The organism is Paraneptunicella aestuarii (genome assembly GCF_019900845.1).
Lineage (GTDB): Bacteria > Pseudomonadota > Gammaproteobacteria > Enterobacterales > Alteromonadaceae > Paraneptunicella > Paraneptunicella aestuarii.
In genome coordinates, this window is record NZ_CP074570.1 from 3747276 (window position 1) to 3766374 (window position 19099).

Here is a 19099-nt window from a genome sequence, read left to right on the forward strand (position 1 = left end):
CTTAAACTGATTGTTCTCGTATCTCATACCCCAACGTTCAGCAAGCCGTTCTTTTAATGCTGTCAGACAGTATCTAACAGCGTTCGAATGCTCATCAAGCGCTTTTTTAATGTCTGGTGTAATTGAGCTAAGCAACTCACGCCCGCGCGTTATCTTTTTGTTCAGATCATTGCACTGAATTTCGAGCTCAAGCTTTTCAGCTCTCAGGCCTTACAAGTTCACCACTGGCTAATCCTGCACGGAAGATATACCTGCGTGGCAAGAAAGCCACGCTGTGGCTCGTGTTTGATTGAAGACTTGTGCGAGTTTAAAGAGAAAACCGAGTGATTAATCAATAATCAGGGCATTGAAGATGTATACAACTAATCACTTACATATCCAATTTAAAAATAAAACAATAAATGCCTGTACATATAACGTTCAACAACGTACTATTCCGCTGCTTTAGAGATTTAAAGCTTTTTCTATTACTGCACTTTGCGTTTCTCTTTCCTCTTTTATTAATTTAAGTCGAACTTGTATTTTCATTTGCTCTAACGGTTAATGTTTTATCTATGGCTTTGTCGGTGGTTTACCACCAAAATATTTAATTAATAAAAGGTTTCAAATATGTCTAATTCTGTAAATGGCGTAGTTAAGTGGTTTAGTGAAGATAAAGGTTTTGGTTTTTTAACGCCTAATGGTGGTGGTAAAGACGTTTTTGTTCATTTTCGTTCAATTGTATCTGAAGGTTATAAATCGCTAACTGAAGGTCAGCAAGTACAATTCACTATTGAGCAAGGTCAGAAAGGGCCGCAAGCTGCGAATGTGATGGCCGTTTAAACGAAAAAATTCTACAAAGGCTAGCTCAGACTAGCCTTTCATTACCGTAATACTCTCTCCTTGAATTAATCCCCAGTTTTTTGCCCTACCAACCTGAGCTGCGCATAAGAAAACGCTCAAATTAAAAAATAAATACTTATATTTCAATGAAATACAAATTAAATCTCTATTATATGGGAGCACAACTGTGCAATCATCCCGTATTCAATCGGGGGGATTTTAGGTACTTGAGGATAATGGCTATCAGGTAGCTTGAACACTTCAGCAATATGCATTCGCTGATGTGCTACCATATTGGCAACGTCCGTTATGTATAGCATCAGCTTAAATGATGCCCGGATTTGAACCTTTTATTCCTTGCTCTTCCAATCAATAAGATAACCAAATGAAAAAGGATCCTGTTATGAAACTACTTCACACCATGCTGCGTGTTGGCGACTTACAACGTTCTATTGATTTCTACACTCAGGTGTTAGGCATGAAATTATTGCGTCAGAGTGAGAATGCTGAGTACAAATACACATTGGCATTTGTGGGTTATGGCGATGAATCAGACCATACGGTATTAGAGCTTACCTATAACTGGGGCACTGAAAAGTACGATTTGGGGACGGCTTTTGGGCACCTGGCGATTGGCGTGGATGACATTTACCAAACCTGCGAGGCTATTAAGGCCAAAGGGGGTGAAGTGTACCGTGAGCCTGGCCCGGTGTTAGGGGGCACAACGGTTATCGCGTTTGTTCGCGACCCAGATGGTTACGCTATCGAGTTAATTCAAAGTCATTGAGTCTGTTAATAAAATTCTCAATACTTTTGTATTACACCCAAGTTTTTCTCAAACTTAAACATTGTCTCAGTCCTGTATAAATAAAGGGCTGAGAGCTTTCGTTTAGTTTCCTTAACAGGTTCAAGAATAGAAAATATGATTGGGATCTAACAATTACGATTGACCTTGTCATCAATACTTAATACGTTTATATCCTCTACCCTATCCCAATGGGCAAATATAATAACCAAGTGTTGATGTACGATAAAATAATTAGCTTAAAGTGGGAAGAAAGGCTGCAAATAATTCATTATCTGCCAAACTTTTTTTATAGAAATCGAACTTTAGGGATCAATAAGTTGCGTAAACCTGTGTCACGCATCATCAGTAATAATAACGTCCTCAAAGTAATATGAATAAGCTGATCAGAAAGATGTCAATTAGCCTCTTGGGGCTTAGAAAAGCAATCCCGTTACTCGCAGCATTTCTATTGAGCCTGCAGGTTTCTATTGCCTGTGCATCGCAAGATTTCAGCCAATATCTTACTCGCTTATCTCCAAGTGAAGGACTGTCGCAGAGTGATGTTACCAAAACACTGCAAGACAAAGAGGGTTTCATTTGGATTGCCACCCAAATGGGGCTCAACCGCTTTGATGGCTACGATGTTAAGCAGGTAAAAGGCCCCAATAATATCTTTGAAAAAGAAGCTATTAGTACCCTGTTTCTGGATAACGAGGGATATTTGTGGGTCAGCACAGGGTTATCAGGCTTATATCGACTCAACACATCCACGTTTGAAACTGAAAAGTTTACCAATTTAGAAAACTCACCGGGCAGGCTCCAATCAACCGATGTCTCAGCGATCACTCAAAGTGACGACAACACGTTATGGTTAGGCATTGCCAATGGTGTCCAAAGGCTGGATATCGCCAATAAATCATTTACCCGATTTGAAATCATAGAAAGTAATGACGACTACGTTCGAGAACTGTTGTTGAAAGACGACATTCTTTACATTGCGACAACAAACGGCTTGTTTACGCTAGACACACTCAATAACGAAGTACAGCCTCTTAATCACCTTCCCGCGGGCTTCAAGAACAGAGATAGTAACAATACAAAAATGCTCCAGCACTGCAAGGAACTCGGGCTGCTGGTTGGTACTGTGGAGGGGCTATTTCGCATTAAAATTAATGGAAGAAAAGATTACAGTGCGCCAGAATTACTGATTGCCGATTTAAACATTTGGGATATTGATAAAACTGGCGATAAGTATTACATCGCCACCAATCAGGGATTATTTCTCTTTGACACAAAAACCCATCATATCCAATTTCTGCTTAATTTTAGCAGCTCAAGATACCGTACAGCCGATGACAATATTCTGGATCTGTATCGCGACGATACTGGCAACCTTTGGTTAGCATCTCGTTCTCAGGGAGTGTTGGTCTGGTCAGATATATCAACCCGTTTTAGTCATGTCACAACTCGAACAATGCCTCACATTAGTAATGAAAATGTGTGGAATATCCACGAAGACAATGACGGAATGATTTGGATCGCAACAAACAATGGACTAAACCGCTACGACATAAACAACAATACTGTACAGTCATATATCGTTAATCCAGACAAGAAAGCCGTCTCTGGAAGACAGGTTATTCGTAATATTTATCCTGACTCTCAAGATGATAATTTACTCTGGATAGATAACGACGAAGGTTTATTCAATTTCAATAAAACCACTGGCGAACTCAGTCGTCCATTTATGCAGGACTATGCCAGAACCATTGTTGAAGAGAACTGGACACTTGGAACCTATATTCAAAACAATGAACACATTTATTTTTTCAGCCAGAATAATTACTACCATTTCAATGCGATATCTGGCGAAATCAAACCTCTTCCACAATTAGCAGAACAAGTTAATCCTGCACTTGGCGTGGCATTTTTATCTGCCTTACCGAACAGGGAAAACACCGTGCTGTTAAGTGCTTCTGGTCAGTTATTTGAGTACAACCTGAAAACTGAAGAAGCCAAACTTATTTACCAGGTGAAAAACTACCAACCTCACGCCTTTGATTATGTAGACCGCTGGTTAGTCGATAAGCAAGGCGTACTCTGGCTAGCCGTGGCAGGCGAAGGTTTGATTGGGCTCGATAGCAACACCTATGAAGAATTATATCGTTTCAACAATTCCAATTTATTACTCACCAGCCATGTCTACGCATTGCAGATGGATGAGTTTAATAACATCTGGTTTAGTTCCCAGTCAGGGCTTTATCGCTTGCATGAAGACCGCAATCATATTGAAACCTATATTGCCGAAGACGGCCTGTTATCCTCTGAATTCAATGGTTCATCGTCTTTGAAGCTTAAAGATGGTCGTATGATCTTTGGTTCGCCGTTAGGGATAACAATACTTTCACCCTCTGATTTCCAACTAGATAACACAAGCACGCAGGAATATAAGGTTGTGCTCAGTGATATATCCCTGCTGTCAGATGGAAATACCAAGAAAACCTTCATAAATGGGGCAAACATTGTATTGAACCATGACCAATATGGTTTGAAGTTGCAATTCTCAACCTTGGAATATATTCAGCAGAATCGCACTCAATACGCCATTCAGCTCAAAGGCCCTGTTTCAATGGAGTTTAACAACTATAACTCTAACGAGTTTATGCTCCCCAAATTACAACCGGGCGAATATCAGTTGCTGGTAACAGCCGATCATCCTATTCACGACACCCAGAGCACGCCCCTTTTAATGCAGATAAAAGTGAACTACTCACCGTGGAACTCACCAGGAGCAAAAATTTCCTACCTGTTAGTCATTGGTAGCGCTTTGCTGATTTTCTTCATGAAGCGCAGAGAAAAGCAGCTGGAATTGCTGAAAATGCATCAGGAAACGAATGAAAGCAGAAAACAAATGCAAATGGCGCTTTACGGCACCAATAGCGGCATTTGGGATTACCATATCCATAACGACACCTTATATGAAGAACGAGTAGCGAAAGATCTTGGATACAGTGATTTAAAAGGGGCCATCACTATTCAAGACCATACTCAATTGCTAAAACCCGAGCATTACCGTCAAATTAAACCTCTTTGGTTAGATTTTCTGGGCAGTCACAAAACCGAGTGGGACGCCACTTATCAAATGCGCGCCCAAAACGGCAACTGGCTTTGGTACAGAGATGTTGGACGAGTCGTAGAATGGGATGAAGATGGAAAACCAGCACGCATTATTGGAACTTATACCAACATTACAGAAACAAAGGCAAATCAGGAACAGGCAAAACTATTTGGTGAAGCCTTTAGCCAGATCAACGACTGGGTACTGATCCTGGATGCCAAGCTAAATCCCATTACGGCAAATGAAGCCTTTATGAAGGTTTTCGATTTGACTCGGGAAAACACGCAACAGACTTTAAAACAGCTGTTAACTCGACTTGGTGGACAAAAATATCAGGAATTCAAAGAAATACTGAAATCACTCAACCCCAGAGAAAGCTGGCAAGGGGAAGAGGTACTTGAAACGCCGTCGAATGAAAAGCATCCGGTGCTGATCAAAATCAACGCCATCGCTCGCCAAAATAGTATAATTTCCCACTATGTAATTGTTATTTCTGATATTACCAATCAAAAACATGCAGAAGAAAAACTGCGTCATCTTGCTCATTATGACTACCTGACCGACCTGCCCAATCGTCAGTTATTATTTGAAAAAATTGAAGCGAAAATTCGTCGCTCCCAAATGCCATTTGCCGTGCTATTTATTGATTTGGATAAATTCAAACAGGTGAATGACCTGTATGGTCACTTTGTCGGTGACAACTTATTGAAACATGTTTCGTCACTGCTACTTGACTGCGTTGCCACCAAAGATATCGTGGCACGCCAAAGTGGTGATGAATTTATCGTGCTGATTAATGAAATGACAGACATCAATGAAGTCAGTCAAACAGCACAAAAGATTCTGCATGAGCTTTCCAAAACCATCGTGCTGGGTGACTTGCACGTCAACATTACTTCCAGTGTGGGAATAGCAACCTACCCAGAAGATTCCGATGATGCCAACGAGCTGATCAAAAAAGCCGACCTTGCCATGATCCACGCCAAAAAAGCCGGACGAGGCGAGTTCCAGTTTTTCACTCAAGACATGAACGAAAAAGCACATCGTCGTATCACGCTGGAAAACGATTTAAAAGATGCTTGCCGTCAAAATCAGTTTATGAATTACTATCAACCTATCATCAACAGCCGTGAAAACCGCATGGTGGGTGTAGAACTGTTGATGCGCTGGCAAAATAAAGATGAAATGGTTCCGCCTTCTATTTTTATTCCCATTGCAGAAGAGATTGGCCTGATATCTCAAATGACCATTAATGCCATAGACACGGCATTAGACGATTATGCCACCTACTTTAGCCAGTACCCGGATTTCTACGTGTCCATCAACCTATCACCTGTTCATATCTTGCAGGAAGGTTTGAGTGAAACGCTGGTTGGTTTGCTGCATATTCATAATCTGCCTTCCAACGTGTTGCGTCTGGAAATTACCGAAACCACCTTATTAGCCGATTTAGACATTGCGCTAAAAAGGCTAAAAGAACTGCGGGATTTAGGCTTTAAACTACTGCTTGATGACTTTGGAACCGGCTATTCCTCAATGGGATATCTGAGTAAGTTCTCCATCGACTATATCAAGATAGATCGCAGCTTTATTAATGATTTGGAAAACAATACCAATCGCTCGATCGTGAATTCCATCATCACTCTGGCGAAAAACCTGGGGCTTAACTGCATTGTGGAAGGCGTAGAAAACCGCGCTCAACTGCGTTATGTGGAAAGTTTAGGGTGTGAACTCATTCAGGGTTACTTATACAGTAAACCTCTACCAGTGAAAGAAATAGCGCAAATCCCCTTTGCGAAAACCTCTGTCACCGAGCTGTCATAAAAAATCGTTATAGGTTAACGTCTTATCAATCTAATCTGAACAAGGAACCCCCGTGAGAGCTGCTCGTCTCGTATTTCTTTCTGCCCTGTTGCTATCATTTACCGCTCAAATATTTGCACAGCCTATCGTTATTGCTCACAGAGGCGCTTCTGGTTATTTACCAGAACATACGTTAGAAGCTGTGGTGATGGCTTATATGCAAGGGGCAGACTATATCGAGCAAGACGTGGTGCTGAGTAAAGACAACATTCCCGTGGTATTGCACGACATTCACATTGATACCATCACCAATGTCGCAACGCAATTTCCGGATAGAAAACGCGATGATGGTCGTTACTATGCGATTGACTTCACGCTGGCGGAATTAAAAACATTACGCGTATTTGAACGCAGAGATGAAAAAGGGGAGCAAGTATTCCCTGATCGCTACAAGGGCGATGCCCACTTCACTATTGCTACCTTGCAAGAAGAATTGGAGATCATCCAACAGCTAAACCGCCAGCATAAAAAGCAAGTTGGCTATTACGTAGAAATCAAAGCCCCAAAGTGGCACAAGCAGCAAGGTAAGGATATCAGCACCATTACCCTAACCCTGTTACGCAATCATGGACTAGACACCCCCGAATCCGCCATTTACATACAGTGCTTTGACTTTGCCGAAACCAAACGCCTGAGACACGAATTAAAAGCCCAGTTGAAACTGGTTCAACTCATTGCCGAGAATGACTGGCAAGAAGCAGAAACGAATTATGACTACTTGAAAACCGAAGAGGGCATTAAGGAAATCGCGACAGTGGCACAAGGGATTGGCCCCTGGATACCACAATTATTAAAGCGAGATAGCAATAAAAAGTTAGTAAGCACTGGCTATGCTGAAATTGCTCATAATGTGGGGTTAAAAATCCATCCCTATACCTATCGAATCGACGCTCTGGTATTGGATTCAGAACAAACCGAACTATTGGATGCCCTGTTCAAAACAGTAAAAGTCGACGGTGTATTTAGCGATTTTACCGATGTAGTGCGTGCTTATCTGAACAACAATATGGATAAACAGGCGATGCAGTAAACATCGCCTGTCGTCACGTATTCTTCACCAAAGCTTATGCGTGGATTTTATCCGTTTCATGAGTATCCCGCTCTGATATGCCGGGTTCAGATCCATCGAATTCAGAACCATCCGGCGGAAGCGGCAGTTCTCTCTTGGGCAACACCATAGTAATGATGGCACAAGAGCTATGCACAATCGCCAATACCCGGAACGGCGCAATGATAGGGTCGATAACCACAAATAACACCAATACCGCATCCAGTGGTAATCCAAGTGGCCCCGATACCAATGACAACATGGTTAACATCGACACACCGGAAGAGCCAGCCGTTGCCGTTCCTGCCAATAATGAGCCCAAAATCACCACGATAATCAACCCCGGATCCACATCCAGGTTGTACACCTGTACAACAAACATAGTAGCCAAGGCAAAGTAAAGCGTGGGGCCAATCCGGCACAAAGTAAAGGTGAGTGGCACCAGCAAATCCACGCTTTGCTTATCAAAGCCTAAACGTTTATTAAGCGCTTCCAGGCTGGCTGGCAAACTCGCCATTGAATTGGCGGTGCTTAAAGAAATGGTGATCGGATCTTTTAGCGCCTTCATCGAGCCCCAGAAGGTGTCGGTACGCTGCCAGATAAACAACGACATAATGATAAAAAGCAGTACAAAACTAAACACAACAATCGGTACAAACTTAATCATGGCAATCAGCGCATCGGAGCCAATTTGGGACATAGTAGAAGCTAACAACCCGCACAAGCCAAAGGGAAAGATATACATTAACCACTGCACCAGCTTGTTAAAGGAAGAATAGATAGCTTCAAAGCTGACACAAATGTGCTCTGACACATCTTCTTTTAACGTCCCTATGGCAAAACCAAATAAGATGGCAAAGAACAGCACTTTAATGGTTAAACCACTGGCAAGCGCCTCAAAGATATTAGAAGGCACCAGATTCAGGAAAAACGCCTGGATCAATGAGTGCTCTTCGGGCTCTTTATAAGGTTCATATAGATTGACTTCCAAATCAGGCGCAGACAAATCCTGAATGATATTACCAATAGCCGCCATGGATTCTTCACCCAGATTACTGCCCGGATTAAACATCAATCCAGAGAAAGTACCAATACAGCTTGCCAGGATCATGGTGCCCAAAAACACTTTTAACAAGCGACCAAGCTGGTTCTTCTGTCCTTTCTGTTTTAGTAAACGACCAATGCTAAGAGAGATAGCAGTAAGCAGAATGGGCAATACACACATGGTCAGCATATCAAGATAAAAACGACCAATAGGCGCAACCACTTCAATCCATTCGGTCTTCACCAAACCAATGTAAATCCCTAGCCCTGCGCCTAAAAATACAGCTCGGTTGGTTTTTAGATGTTGCAGATATGGAACAACTGAATAAGACATTTCGATTTCCTCCCTGACTTAGCTTCGATTACGGTGGATGGTTTCAATCACATCCGGATAGTTAAACAACACTTTGTTTGCGGAAAGCTCCAATCCTAATGACTGAATGTAAAAATCCAGCATCGATTTCAGAAAATAGCCATCGGGAGGCAGAGCAATGCCTTTGGGATCAAAATCTTCCTGCAACACTACAGTGAGCAAATGAACCGCGTCATTTTTGTTATCTAAAATGACTTTTTTGATCTCAGCTTCGTCACGAAAAGCAGCAACCACTTCCTGATTACGCACCGCTTTGACCACCTCTTTCCAGGATGGATATTCGCGTATTTCCATCTGTTTGAAACGCTGTCTGGCGTAGCCAACATAAGAAGAATTGCCAATAACGCCCAAGGTTCCGCGCAAGTCCTGAATGGTTTCCTGTTTGGAACGGCCTTTTAGTTGCTTCTCAAGCAAAACCCGGTTGACCAGCAAGGCTTTTTTCAGGTTGATATAGGGCTTGGTAAACAACACCATTCCCGCTCGGCGCACAGTGATGCTCAATTTACAAATGGCCATATCTGCCTGTCCATTCGCCACCATAAACACCGTGTCATTGAGGGTTTTGGCACTTCGGTCAAACTCCACTTCCAAACCTAGGTGCTGGGCAAATCCCTTAATCAGCTCAACGTCTACGCCATCAAGCTCTCCTTTGTCATTAAGATAATAAAATGGCGGCGTATCTTTGTGATACATGGCAACTCGCAGTTTGCCTCGCTCATAGATGGGCTTCAATGCAGGGTTTTGCTGCATGCTGGCATGATCGACTGCCCATGCCCAAGCTGGGCATAACAGCAAACAAAAGGTAAATCGAATTAAAAATGAAATCATGAATATAAAACTCCCTGATATCTACTTCTGGAATCGCTTTATGACATCAGAACTAAAAGCGATATTTCATTGATGCCTGAATTCGGCGCACAAATCCCGATTGCTCATCAATCAGTGTGTCTTGTGCGGTCAGAGCATTGTCTCGAATCAAGTAATCCGTGCGTTTAGCTAGTGAATACTCCAATCCCAATTCGGTTTCTGGAGACAAACTCCAAATCAAATTGGTATGCACCGAATGATAAGATTTCAGTGGTTGCTTAAACGCGCTGAGAAAATCAGAAGAACCGTCAGGCCAATTGACCTTTACATAGCCAGTATTGAAGTTACTGCGTAGAGAATCGCTCCAGCGCAATTGATAGCCGAGGTATCCACCCCACGCTTCAAGTAACTCAAGGTCATAGCCAGATTCGGTTTCCGTTAAATAACCGGTATATCTTGCTGACTCCTGGATATAGCGTCCCAAACCTTTGCCGTGACTAAAATGGAATCGTAGCTGTTGCCTGTCACCAAGATGAATACGGCCTGATACCCCTACTCCATGGGCCAATTCAGTCTCGGTTTCCAGATAAGGTTCCGTTAACGCAGAAGCCGCACCCGGTGACACGCCAGCTTTAATGGCACGACTCACCAATTGCAATGAGACATGACCCCATTCATCCTGATAGATAATGCGATGAGTTAAATCAAAAAGCGGATCCAGCTGAGAAACGCTGGTTCCAGCACCAAGCCCAGTGGTCACAATATCCGATTCCGGATTCTCAAGTGCATGGCTCAAATAGAATTTACCCAACTGGTAGCTGTAGCGAATTTGCCCCTGACGTAAAAATGCCTGCCCGGTATCATTGGAAAAATCCAGATTCTCAGGAAAGCTTTTCACATCAACGTAATTCGACCATGCCTGACCAACCAGCCAGTTTCCCACCTCAATATAAGCATGACGCAAGCCCGGTGTGACCGAGTTAGTTACTACTTCAGAGTTAGTCGGACTATTGCTGCCACTACCAAAAAAGTCCCATTCGATAACGGTTTTTATTGGCATGTCAGAAATTTGGTTCGTCGACGTGATCCTGACTCTGGATTCGCGAGCATGAAACCGTATCTGTTGATCCGAATACCCTTGATCATCGGTGTCGATCTGAGTGTAGTTGATGCGATCACCACTTTTCTGATCCAAATCGTAAATGCTATCAACCTTCAGATAGCCGCTGATTTTGACCTCCCCATACGCCAGATTTGACGTTCCTAATGTAAACAAAACAATAAACAGCCAATGTTGCCAATAATGCTTCACGCAATACTCCTGATGATTAACTTAGAGTGTCAAATGTAGAGGGCGCGCCATATAAAGACTCGGAGGATCACTTGGCTAATCAGGGGAATTTTTTGATTACATTAAAACTAAATATCTGTGTTTAATTGTCAGTCACCCATAGAGATTTATCGCAAACTCGCCGTGGATACTTCCATGTAGGCTCCACAGCCGCTTCGTCGATTCATCAAGTGAAAAGCAGGGCTGAGGGTTTGCTCCTAATTCTCTACAGATGACTGATAGTTCGGAACAGGTATGTAGAGCATGTAGAACAAGATTGCTCATTACACCACTAAAGTATTGTGTTGCAGGCTGATTTGATTCTACTTTTCCTGAGAAGTTGCAGGTATCATGTGGCCTATCCTGAAATGATTGAGTAAGTTGGCACCCAGTGTTCAGTATTTGGTTTCTGATCAGCATCGCCGTTGCCTATTTAGGTTTGATGTTTGTGGTGGGGTATTTAGGAGACAAATATCTTCCAAAAAACAAACCTCGCCCTTTTATATACAGCTTCGCACTGGGCATTCACTGTACGACATGGTCATTCTTTGGCACCACCGCTCAATCGGCTCGCTACGGCTGGGAATTCACTCCCACCTATGTTGGCGCCATTCTTCTTTTTGCCCTCGGCTACCCACTTTTAATTCGCACTGCCCGGCTTTGTAAACAGCATCAGGTCAGTTCATTGGCTGAATTGTTGAGCCTACGCTTTAACCGTTCCAACAGCATTGCTGCACTGGTCACGATTGTCAGCTTGATTGGTGTTGTTCCCTACACCTCATTACAGTTGGACGCGCTCACCACCAGCATCGTATTTCTTAGTGATGAACCCACACAAAGCAGTGGCGACGCCAGCCTGTATATCTGGGTATTAATGGCGGTATTTGCGGTTTTATTTGGTACGCGCAGTAGTAACCTGACCGAAAAACGCAGCGGCTTACTTGCAGCAATCGCCTTTGAATCTGTCGTCAAACTACTCGCCTTTATCGGCGTAGGCTTGTATATCGTTTATGGTATTTTCGACGGCATGTTTGATCTGATCGCTCAGGCAAGCCAACATGCCGAAGCGCAAAAAGTGATAAAGGGGGAAAGCGCCTGGTTAGCCTATTTTGGGCACATTTGTTTAGGCTTTTGCTCTATGTTCTGCCTGCCTCGGCAATTTCATATCAACTTTGTGGAATACAACAGCAATGAAGAAATCCTTCAGGCACGCTGGCTGTTTCCTCTTTATCTGTTAGCCATCAACTTTTTCGTCCTTCCTATCGCGCTTGCAGGCACCTTGTCGTTTAGTGGCAGTGACATTAATCCTGATATGTTTATTTTGGCACTGCCCCAGCAACAAAATAACGAACTCTTCACACTGTTAGGCTTTCTGGGTGGCTTGGCTGCTGCCACCAGCATGATCATCGTTGCAACCTTAGCCATGGGGATCATGATCGCCAATAACCTCATCACTCCCTTGTGGTTGAAGGTACAGCTTAGAACCGGTCATTCACAAGGTATTAAAAACAATGTTCTGTTACTGATCCGGCGTAGCACGGTAGTGCTGGTTGTTGGTGTGTCCTACATCTATTATCACACCGTTGGGCAAACCGAACCGCTCGCCAATAGCGGTATTTTATCGATTGCATTATTGGCTCAATTTACACCAGCCCTGCTCATCAATTTGATCTGGCAAAAAAGCAATCGAATGGCTTTTTGGACCAGCACTCTGGCAGGCATTATCGGTTGGTTCTACCTATTGTTATGGCCCAGCATAAAACACACTTACGCCTTTGCACCCGCACCGAGTGACGCCGACTTAAGTCAGGGCTTTCTCATCAGCATGGCAACTAACGTGCTGTTGTACTTATTGTTCACCAGCCTGTCCCGTTCTTCACCAGTGGAAACCAAAGAATTCAGTGAACCCATTGCCATTCAGTCAGAGCAACTCAATGGCATCGTCGGGCGCTTGCTTAACCGGAAAGACCTGAAACGCATCAACAAACTACTTGGCGAACAACCCAACTCGGGCTATATCTCTCCTCGTGCTTTCGGGAAACTGGAAAAGATCCTGAGTGCTCATTTGGGTCAGGGCGGTAGCCGTATGTTGCTAACCGCCATTACGGATCGTAAGTCGTTAGATCTTGATGATCTGCTCGCCTGGGCGGAGGAAGCCAGCCAAACCTTTCAATTTAATCAGGAATTATTGCAAGCCTCCATGCAGCATATTGAACAAGGGATTTGTGTTATCGATCGACAGCTTAATCTGGTGGCATGGAACAGTTATTACGAGAAAATGTTCTCTTACCCATCTAATTATCTGAAAGCGGGATTGAGCATGGAAACCATTCTCAGGTTCAACGCTCAACGTGGACTCTTAGGCAAGAAAATAGATGCCGATACAGAAATTCAAAAGCGTTTGGATTTTCTCACAGCGGGTAGTCGTTATAAGTATCGTCGTCATCAGCCCGATGGCAGATCTATTGAGCTCCAAGGCAGTCCTATGCCTGGTGGCGGCTTTGTTACCACCTATACCGATATTACTGACTTGATTCACACGCAAGAACAACTACAGCGCTCCAAACAGGATTTGGAAAAACGTGTCGAAGAACGTACCAAAGAATTAAGCCGAGCTAATCAGGCACTGGCCTTGGCAAACCAAAGCAAGACTCGTTTTCTGGCAGCAGCAGGACACGATCTGATGCAACCCTTTAACGCCGCGACGCTTTATGCTTCGATGCTAACAGAAAACACCAAAGGCTCGGAATTAGCCAACATGAGTGAAGGCTTGAAGCAGTCTCTACACAATGCCGAAGAGCTACTTTCAGCATTACTGGATTTCAGCAAGTTAGAATCCGGTGTACTCAAAGCCTCGCCCAGTTACTTCCAACTCAATGAAGTATTAGGGCCATTGGTAGCCGAAACCTCGATTGTTGCGTTACAGAAAGGCTTGGAATTACGGTATGTGCCTTGCCAACACTGGATTTACACCGACAAGGCTTTGTTTCGACGCATGATTGCTAACCTGCTTTCAAACGCCATTCGCTATACTCCAAAAGGCAAAGTATTGGTTGGAATAAAGCGCCGAGGCGAACAACTGCTTATTTGCGTTGCAGATACCGGGGTAGGCATTCCCACTCACAAACAGAAAGAAATTTTTGAAGAATTCCAACAACTACATCAAAGCGAGACCAAACAAGGGCTAGGCTTAGGCTTAACCATTGTAGAACGAATGAGTGAGTTGCTTGGTATTCCTGTTGGATTAGCCTCAACGCCAGGAAAAGGCACCGTCTTTTTTGCCCAAATCAAACGACAGTCTCCACCTTATAAGCGCGACACACAAACCCCGCTCGTAAAACAGGATCCCAAGTTCAACATGCAAGGAAAACGGGTCTGGATCATTGATAATGATATTCAAGTGCTAAATGCTGAACGCGATTTATTCCAATCCTGGGGAGCGAAAGTATTAACCGCCAATAATGCAATTGAAATAATTAGACAATGCGACAATAACACTCCCCCCGACTTATTAATGGTCGATTATCATCTTGATGATGGTAAAACGGGCAATAACGAAGCCAATACAATATTTGAATTTTTGGGGCAGACGGTTCCCACTATTCTTAATAGCGCAAATCATGACGATGAAATTCGTGAGCAAGCTATTGAAGCTGGCCTGGAATTTCTACATAAACCATTGAAAACAGCCAGTCTTAAGCGCTTGTTAAAACGTCTGCTGGGAATTTAATCCTGAGCCAATCCTAAATTGTTTCAGTTCAAATGAAAGTATTATTAATCAACAAGTTACATTCTTTCCATAATAAGTAATATTCTTCATATAAAACAATTTTCTATTAAATTAAACAGCCTTGATGAGATTGAACATTAGTGCATTTTTAATTCACTTCCCACACTGTAGAAAATATATGCAATTGATACTTACTTATCCCAAACTCTGATTAGCCAGAACCTTTTCAAGTAAATATTCCGTTAATTTTTTAAAAAATTTCAAATCATTTATATGATATTTTTCCACAATAACATGTGGTTAATATGTCGATATATTCGTCTCATACCACATATAAAAAACTCTTTTTATCAGGCATAGGCCACAGAAATGTTCGGTAAATTCAAGTCAATTACCATATTTCGTCAACAAAAGTAAAAAATGAATTTGAAACGATCTCATAGAGCTTTTAAGCAATTCTTGCTGTATTGTTCAATCAGGACTAAACTTTTTCACTTCATTGTGTAAAATACAATCCGAACAGCAGAATGACAATTCCCATTCAATGGAAATGGTATCGACTTGCTAAAACATATATTTGTCTCAAAGTGGTAAGAATTAAATGACCAAGAATGAATTAATTCTCTCAGGGAAACATCTTGTAGCTCTGCGCCAATATGCGAATAAATCACCAGAAGAAATGGCAAACGCAGCAGCGGTACAAAAATCAACCTATTTAGATTGGGAACAAGAGAAAGATCATCCTGATATTGAGCAATTTCTGGCAATGGCTAAATTGTGTGGAATGACAAGTGTCGATGCTTTAATTGAAGAAATTAAACAGTTAAGTGAAAGTTATGCCGAGACGGATATTAAGTAAAATACTCCAGCATTCTTATCTTTTTTGGCAATAGAAATACCCGAGTTATCAACATATTACTTTGATAGGCTTCTGATTTTCCTGTAATAACCTGGAAGCCAATCATGCAAACTCAAACCTTTTTGCAGTTAATTCAACAGCACTATCAATTTAATCGAGCCAATAAGATATTCGCCAAACCAGAATTAAAATATTGCTGGAAACACTGGCTATCAACCGAGCTTATCATCAGCCTGGATAATATTGGTGAAATTGAAATTAATGCCCCTTACATTGCTCCGGAAAATAACGATGAAGACAATGCGTTTTTAAGTTTTAAAACCGGTGATAAAAAAGCCACCACTGTGGAAAAACGACAGGCTTCAAAATGTGACTTTTTAATAACTCGTGACAATAAGCTATCTTATGTTGAAGTGCGTTGTGTGCAATCAGAACAGCTTTTACAAGCTCGCGAATTGAAAAAATTCACAGCCGATATAGAAAGGGTTAACGCATTAAAAGAGGCGAATCCGGCTCTCAACATTCTGACCTTATTTGCCATCTATGGACAATTTCAAAACAAGGATATGCAGAAATTAACCAGTCTGGATAATAGTGAAAATACAGGTTACGTGCTGGATACGGATATGACGGGCAGCGGCAGCATCGCTCGCTTTTCTCAGGTTCGCCGCGACGGTTCACCTCGCATCATGCTATTTGCACATACTGCTCGTTAATTCTATCTGATGATTTAAGGGGCAATCGCCCCTTCCCCTATATCCCCCCTGCTCTATCTCTTAGTCACATCTTTTTATGTCAGATAGATTCTATTCATCATGATAATTATGCTTCTGTTATTTCTTTGGGTTTCTTGTATGACACGTCCTTCGGACGCGCCAGTTACTTTTCTTGTCTCTGAACAAGAAAAGTAACCAAAAGAAATCAGCCCCAACGGTTAACCCATTCCTGTGCTTCTCGAATCTTGAAAGCCGGTCTCACGGTGCATCCATGCACCGGGCAGCCCTAATTCATCATCCCTGATGAATTGCTTTCAATATTCTTGCGATGCTCGGGATTAACCGAGGAGGAACAGGCCATTCTTCAAGCTTCATACCACGTCAAAGAGAATAAGGTGACATATAGCTATTTGTATAATACGCAAACGATTAAAAGACCATTCATTCGACTTGTGACTAAGAGCCACCCAGCTAGGGATAAGGAAATATTTTGATATGGCTATTTTTAGCGACTTCATCGCTTCCCCTCAATTTCCAAACCAGACATAAGTGCGCTTTCAGCAAGCCCATTGTGCACCGTCAAATCAGAAGAGAAATGAGAAGCTACTCACTAGGATAATCTTTGGCGATTTTCGCGGCTTTCTCACCAATATCCGCAAAGCTTTCCGCCCCTTTTGTCAGCACTTTTTGGGCTTCTTCAATCACAGTCGCGTATTTGGTATCACCCGTTGCCAATAACTTGGCCAAAGCAATACCAATGGTAGTGGTAGTAATAGTGCTTAAATTACGAAGGTTGTCCGACGCATCCTGAATCGCAATAGCCGTAGACTGAGCTACTGCCTGATGCGCTTTTGTCAGAGCTTGATTACCCGCCATTACCGTTTACGCAAGTTCAGCAGTGAAGGGAGCTTGTGCAGCTTCAAACATCGAAAATCGATTAGCACGAAGTACAATACTAATGTGTGTAAACAACACAGTTGTTGAATTGTTACTTATGCGAATAATCATTCGATAAATTTGAAACACAAACGTTTACTCCGGAAAAGCCAGAAGAGAACTCTTCTGGCAATGTTGACAATCAAAAGGCTTAAGCTTGAGCCAGGATAATGGCGCAAGCACTGGATACAGCGGCATTTGCGATAGTTTGCATTCCTTGCTGAATAGTGGTGGCGTTTTGCATCACCAATCCGACAGTATCCGCCATCGTAGCTTCACTTAGCTGACTAATAATCTCAGCCACCTCTTCGGTACTTGCTTCATTTTCTTCTGACATTCAGAGTCTCCTGTTCAGGCCTTATGAATATTAACGCTGATTAACCCTTTTCAATCACTTCCTCTGCCGCCCTGCTCAGTGAAGATGTGGCGAGAGCGGTAAGAGAGTTCACCCCCTGCACTGTCGCAGCCTGTGAAGTAATTCCCCCGTACTGCAAGGATGTAGTGGCATTGTTACCCGCATTAGACAGAGCCAACCCTGTCGCTGCAAACAACGCACTCATGGCGTTGGATGGAACCCCAGCGATAACCTGAGTGTTTGTCTGGGTAACTGAATCAGTAATAATCTCATTGACTTTTGGCATATTGCTCTCCCAATTATTAAGTCACTATATAAATGGCGATCACGTATAACTGGATATCAGCCATACGAACCGCACAGGTAAATCGGTTCTACTCATGACAATGCAGTTGTGACAATGCGAGCTATGATGCTCCCGCATTATTGGACTGAATCACTTCATTGATGCTGTCCAGATGAGCACTGATCTCTCCCATGGTTTTCTCCAGTTGAGAGTTAACTGACTGCATCATGCTATCGACGCTTTCTTTGACCCCATCAATCCGATCCTGCGAGGATATTTTCTCAAGAGCGGCACGATTTTCTTCTATCAGCTTCAGCATATTTCTGGTCTGCTGCTCAGCCATTTGCGACATTTTAGATAAGTCGCTCCATCCGGAATCATCTTGGCTCTGTTGACTCATTTGAATCTCCCAAACCAGTCGGTTTTATAGTGGAGTCAGTGTTTTCCTGAGTGTCAGACTCTTTTGTGGTTGTGCTTGCGGTTGCGGTTGTGCTTGCGGCAGTATTTCCTGCAGGTGCAGTATCGTCAGGTTTCTTGCGCCCCAGGAAATTGCCCAGATTTAAGCGTTTGGTAAAGGACGATTTTTCCGTTTTTTCTGGTTCTTTTACAGCTTCTGAACCAGCTTCTGGACTCGATTCTGATCCGGCTTTTGCAACCTTCTTAGGTTCAGGCGCTTTGCCCCCGGAAAGCTTTGCCGACAGGATCAACTTACAGGCATTGGTTGTTGCCGCAAGTGAAGCCAGGCGCGCACTTTGCTGGTTATTCACTTCATTATGCATCGACAAGCCAAGTGAGCCAGCAAAACTGGTTTCAACCAAGGTGGTAGGCTGCACAGAAAACGGGCTATATCGCTCCGTACCGCCTTTATCCTTATCTTGTTGGTCATTTTTATTACTATCTGTCATAGGTTTTGCTCCTGGCGCAAAGTATGTGGATCACATGGATACGTAGATGAAAGAGTAAAAAAAACCGGCAATAAGAAATCGGTCGATTTAATGATAAATAGGGCTGAATCAATGAGACTA

At 42.8% G+C, this 19099-nt stretch carries 15 protein-coding genes and 1 pseudogene; 8 read left to right on the plus strand and 8 right to left on the minus strand.

Features of this window, described 5'->3' with window-relative positions:
• Positions 1 to 210 precede the first annotated feature (210 nt).
• The 5 genes and pseudogenes from KIH87_RS14370 to glpQ all read left to right on the plus strand — a co-directional run.
• A pseudogene (locus KIH87_RS14370) lies at positions 211 to 327 on the plus strand (endonuclease III); the annotation flags it as partial.
• Between the two features lie 282 nt (positions 328 to 609).
• A complete protein-coding gene (gene cspE, locus KIH87_RS14375) occupies positions 610 to 822 on the plus strand; it encodes a transcription antiterminator/RNA stability regulator CspE (protein WP_232358546.1) in 213 nt (70 codons plus the stop codon).
• Between the two features lie 403 nt (positions 823 to 1225).
• Entirely contained in the window at positions 1226 to 1609 is a 384-nt protein-coding gene (gene gloA, locus KIH87_RS14380; protein WP_232358547.1) for a lactoylglutathione lyase, read from the plus strand.
• A gap of 412 nt (positions 1610 to 2021) precedes the next feature.
• Positions 2022 to 6551 carry an EAL domain-containing protein gene (locus tag KIH87_RS14385; protein WP_232358548.1) on the plus strand — a complete coding sequence of 1510 codons (4530 nt, stop codon included), beginning with the start codon at positions 2022 to 2024 and terminating at the stop codon, positions 6549 to 6551.
• Between the two features lie 52 nt (positions 6552 to 6603).
• A complete protein-coding gene (gene glpQ / locus KIH87_RS14390) occupies positions 6604 to 7620 on the plus strand; it encodes a glycerophosphodiester phosphodiesterase (RefSeq protein WP_232358549.1) in 1017 nt (338 codons plus the stop codon).
• A gap of 34 nt (positions 7621 to 7654) precedes the next feature.
• Here glpQ and KIH87_RS14395 read toward each other — a convergent pair whose 3' ends face one another.
• Genes KIH87_RS14395 through KIH87_RS14405 form a run of 3 tightly spaced genes read right to left on the minus strand, consistent with a single transcriptional unit; the run spans position 7655 to position 11174 of the window.
• Positions 7655 to 9016: a dicarboxylate/amino acid:cation symporter gene (locus tag KIH87_RS14395; protein ID WP_232358550.1), complete on the minus strand. Its 1362-nt coding sequence runs from the start codon at positions 9014 to 9016 to the stop codon at positions 7655 to 7657.
• Positions 9017 to 9034: 18 nt separating this feature from the next.
• Positions 9035 to 9883 carry a substrate-binding periplasmic protein gene (locus tag KIH87_RS14400; protein WP_232358551.1) on the minus strand — a complete coding sequence of 283 codons (849 nt, stop codon included), beginning with the start codon at positions 9881 to 9883 and terminating at the stop codon, positions 9035 to 9037.
• 52 nt (positions 9884 to 9935) lie between these two features.
• Positions 9936 to 11174 carry a DcaP family trimeric outer membrane transporter gene (locus KIH87_RS14405; protein ID WP_232358552.1) on the minus strand — a complete coding sequence of 413 codons (1239 nt, stop codon included), beginning with the start codon at positions 11172 to 11174 and terminating at the stop codon, positions 9936 to 9938.
• 409 nt (positions 11175 to 11583) lie between these two features.
• Between KIH87_RS14405 and KIH87_RS14410 the strand changes: the two genes are divergently transcribed.
• From KIH87_RS14410 to KIH87_RS14420, 3 genes are all read left to right on the plus strand, one after another.
• A complete protein-coding gene (locus KIH87_RS14410) occupies positions 11584 to 14922 on the plus strand; it encodes a PAS domain-containing hybrid sensor histidine kinase/response regulator (protein ID WP_232358553.1) in 3339 nt (1112 codons plus the stop codon).
• 601 nt (positions 14923 to 15523) lie between these two features.
• Positions 15524 to 15781 carry a helix-turn-helix domain-containing protein gene (locus KIH87_RS14415; protein ID WP_232358554.1) on the plus strand — a complete coding sequence of 86 codons (258 nt, stop codon included), beginning with the start codon at positions 15524 to 15526 and terminating at the stop codon, positions 15779 to 15781.
• Positions 15782 to 15885: 104 nt separating this feature from the next.
• Complete coding sequence (locus tag KIH87_RS14420; protein ID WP_232358555.1) at positions 15886 to 16497, plus strand: hypothetical protein; 612 nt, start codon at positions 15886 to 15888, stop codon at positions 16495 to 16497.
• 603 nt (positions 16498 to 17100) lie between these two features.
• Here KIH87_RS14420 and KIH87_RS14425 read toward each other — a convergent pair.
• The 5 genes from KIH87_RS14425 to KIH87_RS14445 all read right to left on the minus strand — a co-directional run bounded on the left by KIH87_RS14425 (position 17101) and on the right by KIH87_RS14445 (position 18979).
• Positions 17101 to 17373, minus strand: a complete 273-nt coding sequence (locus KIH87_RS14425) for a hypothetical protein (protein ID WP_232358556.1) — start codon at positions 17371 to 17373, stop codon at positions 17101 to 17103.
• Positions 17374 to 17584: 211 nt separating this feature from the next.
• Positions 17585 to 17770, minus strand: a complete 186-nt coding sequence (locus KIH87_RS14430) for a RebB family R body protein (RefSeq protein ID WP_232358557.1) — start codon at positions 17768 to 17770, stop codon at positions 17585 to 17587.
• A 40-nt stretch (positions 17771 to 17810) separates the two neighbouring features.
• The gene (locus KIH87_RS14435) at positions 17811 to 18074 is read right to left on the minus strand and encodes a RebB family R body protein (protein ID WP_232358558.1); all 264 of its coding nucleotides are present in this window, start codon (positions 18072 to 18074) and stop codon (positions 17811 to 17813) included.
• Between the two features lie 121 nt (positions 18075 to 18195).
• Complete coding sequence (locus KIH87_RS14440) at positions 18196 to 18474, minus strand: hypothetical protein (RefSeq protein ID WP_232358559.1); 279 nt, start codon at positions 18472 to 18474, stop codon at positions 18196 to 18198.
• Complete coding sequence (locus KIH87_RS14445; RefSeq protein WP_232358560.1) at positions 18452 to 18979, minus strand: RebB family R body protein; 528 nt, start codon at positions 18977 to 18979, stop codon at positions 18452 to 18454. The genes KIH87_RS14440 and KIH87_RS14445 overlap by 23 nt, the downstream gene beginning before the upstream one ends.
• Between the last annotated feature and the right edge of the window lie 120 nt (positions 18980 to 19099).